A 4,988-nucleotide genomic window follows, 5' to 3' on the forward strand; every position below is an offset into this window, starting at 1 on the left:
ATCAACCCCCGGGAATTGCATCAAACGGGCGAGAAGTCGCAGGTCACATGGTCACGGCGGGAAACGGAAGGGTTCCTCAGCCTCTACAAACTGGCAGCCTGAGCAGGGCTGTTGCCTAGGTGAGCCCTTCTGATGCATGATCTGCTCTCCAGAAGGGATGGCCTGGAGTGGTGCATCAGCGCACGGTGGCCCTGGCCGGGGCGGCCCATATGGAGCTCGTCTCCGGTGTGGCTCAGCTGCGTCCGGAGGACGCGATGTTCGACGCGATGCTGAGGGGCTGGCGGGCTCAGCAGAAGTCGCGAGGGCTCAGAGACGACACGATCGACCCGAGGGAACGGCTGATCCGGCGGTTCCTTGAGTTCGCGAACGAGTACCCGTGGCAGTGGACGCCTGCCCACCTGGACGAGTGGTCGGCATCGTTGACGAGCGAGAGGCACTTGGCGCCCTCCACGATCCGCAGCTACCAGGGCACCGTTCGGCTGTTCACCGAGCTCCTCATCGATGCCCGCTACGGCTGGGGCACGGCATGCGATGAAGCCTTCGGCACTTTCCCGGTGGCGATCTGCCATGAGTGGAATACCCTCCCTCACCTGCAGGATTACGAAGGCGATCCAGAGGCGCGGCCTTTCACGCGGGAAGAGTTGCAGCGCTTCCTCGACTACGCCGACGACCAAGTCGCACGCGCCGTGAAGGCCAAGCGCAAGGGAGCCCTCGCCGCTTACCGGGACGCCACTCTCTTCAAGGTCATCTATGGGTGGGGGCTTCGCCGGACCGAGACGTCCAAGCTGGACGTGGTCGACTTCGGGCGGAACCCGCAGGCCCGGCAGTTCGGCCGGTACGGCACGCTCAACGTCCGCTACGGCAAAGCGAAGAAGGGCCAGCCGCCGCGGCGGCGGAACGTGCTGTCGGTGATGGACTGGGCCGTCGAGGCGGTCGCCGACTACGTCGAGAACGCCCGGCCGCGCTTCGGATTCTCCGACCACCCGGCTCTGTGGATCACCGAGCGCGGGGGCCGCCTCCAGCCTGGCACCATCAACGACCGGTTCGAGGCATATCGGGACGCTCTGAAGCTCCCAAAGGACCTGACTCCCCACTCAATCCGGCATTCTTACGTCACGCATCTGACCGAGGACGGGGTCGATCGGCGCTTCATCCAGCAGCAGGTCGGCCACGAGTGCGACAGCTCCCTGGCCATCTACACGCACGTCAGCGACGACTTCATGAACACTTCCCTGCACAAGGCACTGGACCCGGCGTTCGCCGGGTCCTGACAGGAGGGATCCGGCGATGGCCGCCAAGCTCGACTACCACTGGCACCTGCGCAAGGTCATGGCCGGCCGCGGGTTGTTCTCCACCACCGACCTCATCCCTCCGCTGGCCGAACGCGGCATCACCCTGTCGTCGAGCCAGGTCTACCGGCTCGTCGTCGAGCGACCTGAGCGACTGAGCCTCAAGATCCTCATGGCTCTGCTCGACATCCTCGACTGCACCATGGACGACCTCATCGAGCCCGTCGCGGCGGCCGGCGCGGTGAAGAAGCCGAAGAGGGCTGCCACCGGAGGCGGCTCGGCGCCCGATGGGGAGGGGCTTGGCGGGCTGCGGCCAAAGCGGGCCCGGATCAGGGGTGTTGACCGGCCATGACCACCGCTGACCATCTCGACCTCGGCCGTGCCGTCGCCAACCCGACCGGCCTGATCACCGACCTCGTCGCCGACGTCGAGAAGGAACTCGACGCGGAGACCATCCGGGCCGTGGTCACCGCGGTCGCGGGCGGCCGCGCGAAGTCACGGCGCCTGGCTGAGGCCCTGGCGATGCGGCCCTCTGTCCTGACCGACGGCCGGTCCCCGGCACCCCGGGCCATCGGCGATCTGCTCATCGAGCTCCGCAAGGCTGGCGCCTCGGAGATCTCTCCGCCGGTCTGCGTCGAGTGCGGCAAGAAGCTGCGAACCCTCCAACGCCAGGGCCAGGACTGGTACTGCTCGGTCTGTGGACAGGAGACCGCTGAGTGCGCCGCCTGCGGCACCGTCCGACGCGTCGCCTTCCGGGACCGCAAGGGCCTGCCGCGCTGCAAGATGTGTCCCGACAACGACGACCGTGACCCGGTCGACGTCATCTACGCGGTGATCACCGGGATCACCCCGGACGCCGACCGTGACGTGATCGCCGATGCCCTCCACCAGTCGGCACCCCACCGTCCCCACTATCGGCAGAGACTGGTCTGGGCCCTGGAGGAGAACCCTCGTCTGCTGACCGGGGAGGGATATCTCGCGCCGCATCGCGCCATCCTGCGGTTCATCGACTTGCTGCACGAGGCCGGCGTCACCGAGATCGTCCGCCCGGCCTGCCCTCGCTGCCACCGGGTGGTGCGCATCGACAAGCCGCTCGACGGGCAGCGGGTCTGCCGCAACTGCATCGCCAAGTCCCGCATCGAAGAATGCGTACGCTGCGGTGCTCGGCGCGAACCGGCCACCCGCGACGCCCAGGGGCGGCCCCTGTGTCCGGGCTGCCTGATCAGAGACCCGGCAAACCGGGAGACCTGCACTGTCTGCGGCGAGTCACGCATGGTCAGTTGCCGCACCACTGACGGACCGATCTGCCCGAACTGCCGTCCCCTGCCCATGCTGCTCTGCTCGATCTGCGGCCGCACCGCACCCTGCACCATCTCGAAGCTCACCGGCCTGCCCCGCTGCGGCGGCTGCGACCGGAGACCGGCTCACTGCACCATCTGCGGACGACTCCGCGGCATCCACTCCGGGACCACCGACGCCCCCGTCTGCGGCCCCTGCACCAAACCGGACGCCGAGCTCTGGCACCCCTGTCCCACCTGCGGGCAAGCCGAACGGCTGCAAGCTCCGGGTCCGTGCCCTCACTGCACCCTCAAACAGCGGCTCCACGAGCTTCTCGCCGATGACACCGGCGCCATACCCACGAAACTGCAGGCCCTCCACCAGGCCCTGGCCGGCACCGAACGGGCCGCCACGGCGATGCGCTGGCTCTCCGGCGGCATCGTCTCCACCGTCCTGTCCGATCTCGGCTCCGGCCGCCGCCCTCTGACGCACGAGGCCCTGGACGAGCTTCCTGAAGGCAAGGTCGTCGAGCACATCCGCAGCGTCCTCGTCGCCACCGGCGCCCTGCCACGGCGGGACGAGCAGATGGCCCGTCTCGAACGGCACGTGAAGGATCTCGTCACCTCCCATGCGATCGGCGAGGGACGGAAAATTCTGCACCGGTACGCGACCTGGCACCTCCTGCGACGGCTTCGCCGCCGCAGCCGCGGCAAGGAGACAACTCACTCCCAGCTCCAGGTCGCGCGGCAACATCTGCGGGCAGCCGTCTATCTCCTGAACTGGCTCACGGGCCAGAATCTGACTCTTGCGACCTGCCGACAGGCCGACCTGGAGCGCTGGATGACCAGCGACGACGTCCGCCTTCGCCAGGAGGCAGGCCACTTCGTGCGCTGGACCCTCTCCCAGAAGATCACCCGTGATCTCAGCTTCCCGGCCGAGCGATGGAACGGCCCCTCCCAGCCGATGGACGACGAAGCCCGCTGGGCCACCGCCCGACGCCTACTGCACGAAGACACCCTCAAGCCCGAAGACCGCCTTGCCGGACTGCTGTTGCTCCTCTATGCCCAATGGCCCGCGGCGATCTCCCGACTCACCATCGACCACATCGACAAGACGGACGGAGCCGTCCGCATCCGCCTCGGCGCCGTCCCGGTCGAGCTTCCCGCACCCGTCGCTGAACTGGCCCTCCAACAAGTCGCGGCTCGCCGCAGCCACGCCGTCCTCGGCCGGACAGACTCACCCTGGCTCTTCCCCGGAGGCCAGCCCGGCCGCCCGATCAGCGCCTGGGCCATGGGCGAACGGCTCCGCAAACTCGGCATCCGACTCGCACAAGCCCGCTCAACCGCACTGTTCCAGCTCGCCACCGAACTGCCCGCCGCGGTCCTCGCCCGCACCCTCGGCATCGACATCACCGTCGCCGTCAAATGGCAGCGAGCCGCAGCCGGCGACTGGGCCGCCTACGCCGCCGACGTCAGCAAACGCGGATGCACACGTTGATCAGGCTCGGGCACACTGCGCTGATGAACGCTGATCCAGCCCCGTCTCCGCAGGAACAGGCCATCCGCCACGTTGCCTCGCTGTCGTCCGGGACCCCGGTCGACCCAGGGTTGCGGGTGACTCTGAACTTTCACCCCGACCGCACAGTGCGCGGTCGGCCGATCCTGGTCGCGTTGGCTGAGGACGGCACCTATCACTCGCAATTTGTTACAGGCACCAGCAACGGCGGCTTGACGGCCCACCCAGGCGGTGACCGATGGCGCTGGGAGAGCCGGATCTTCGGGGGCGCCTACGACCACGAACCCGCACACCAGCGACCTGTCTACGGCGCATTGGACTTCCGGCGCAAGCCGCTCGGTGGGGCACCCCGGTTCGGCTCCGCGCACCTTCGGCTGACTGCCGGGACCCTCATCCGAGCCACGTTTTGCTACCCGGACAGCTTCTTCGAACCAACGGCCTTCGGAGTTGCGGCCAACTTGTCCCTCATAGAGCTGGCTGAGAACGACAGCCAGGACGCACTCGACGACTACATCGAGGCACAGGTGCACGGCCCACTCATACTGGCCCGCGACATCGAGGCACTCGTCCTGGACCCGAGCTATCGAGGAACGGACGTGGAAGCCGCCGCCCGCCGCCTGCCATGCCGGCTCGACTGGCACTCGGGACTCCGCCTCACCGTCGAAGAACTCGCCCTCCACCCGGACTACCGCGGACAAGAGTACGTCGAGCTGGGCGCGGAGATTGCCGTCGACGGCTACCTCAATCCCCGGATCATCGGTGACGCCGCACGCACCGGATTCCATGACCAACAGGCGCTCAAGAAGGTGTGGCACTGCCTGGCACGCTTCGGAACATCCGAGCAACGCAACGCGTGATCAGGGACGCATTCGGACAGTTCCAATACCCGACTCCACCATTACACGT

General features: G+C 67.6%; 4 protein-coding genes. All 4 read left to right on the forward strand.

The features are described from left to right. Nucleotides 1–209 precede the first annotated feature (209 nt). The 4 genes from G3I60_RS43330 to G3I60_RS43345 are packed head-to-tail and all read left to right on the forward strand — an operon-like array spanning nucleotide 210 to nucleotide 4,939. Nucleotides 210–1,271, forward strand: coding sequence for a tyrosine-type recombinase/integrase (locus G3I60_RS43330; protein WP_203675313.1), 1,062 nt, complete (start codon nucleotides 210–212; stop codon nucleotides 1,269–1,271). A gap of 16 nt (nucleotides 1,272–1,287) precedes the next feature. Beyond that, complete coding sequence (locus G3I60_RS43335) at nucleotides 1,288–1,641, forward strand: helix-turn-helix transcriptional regulator (RefSeq protein WP_164299644.1); 354 nt, start codon at nucleotides 1,288–1,290, stop codon at nucleotides 1,639–1,641. Continuing rightward, nucleotides 1,638–4,064 (forward strand): hypothetical protein, encoded by a 2,427-nt coding sequence (locus G3I60_RS43340; RefSeq protein WP_164299646.1) that lies wholly within the window; start codon nucleotides 1,638–1,640, stop codon nucleotides 4,062–4,064. The genes G3I60_RS43335 and G3I60_RS43340 overlap by 4 nt, the downstream gene beginning before the upstream one ends. Nucleotides 4,065–4,087: 23 nt before the next feature. Continuing rightward, a complete protein-coding gene (locus G3I60_RS43345) occupies nucleotides 4,088–4,939 on the forward strand; it encodes a DUF3626 domain-containing protein (RefSeq protein ID WP_164608529.1) in 852 nt (283 codons plus the stop codon). Nucleotides 4,940–4,988 lie beyond the last annotated feature (49 nt).

It is taken from the genome of Streptomyces sp. SID13666 (assembly GCF_010548325.1).
GTDB lineage: Bacteria > Actinomycetota > Actinomycetes > Streptomycetales > Streptomycetaceae > Actinacidiphila > Actinacidiphila fildesensis.

Bases quoted from the DNA above. Each gene is read 5' to 3' on its own strand.
- G3I60_RS43330 (WP_203675313.1), top strand. From the start codon at position 210: ATGGAGCTCGTCTCCGGTGTGGCTCAGCTGCGTCCGGAGGACGCGATG.
- G3I60_RS43335 (WP_164299644.1), top strand. From the start codon at position 1,288: ATGGCCGCCAAGCTCGACTACCACTGGCACCTGCGCAAGGTCATGGCC.
- G3I60_RS43340 (WP_164299646.1), top strand. From the start codon at position 1,638: ATGACCACCGCTGACCATCTCGACCTCGGCCGTGCCGTCGCCAACCCG.
- G3I60_RS43345 (WP_164608529.1), top strand. From the start codon at position 4,088: ATGAACGCTGATCCAGCCCCGTCTCCGCAGGAACAGGCCATCCGCCAC.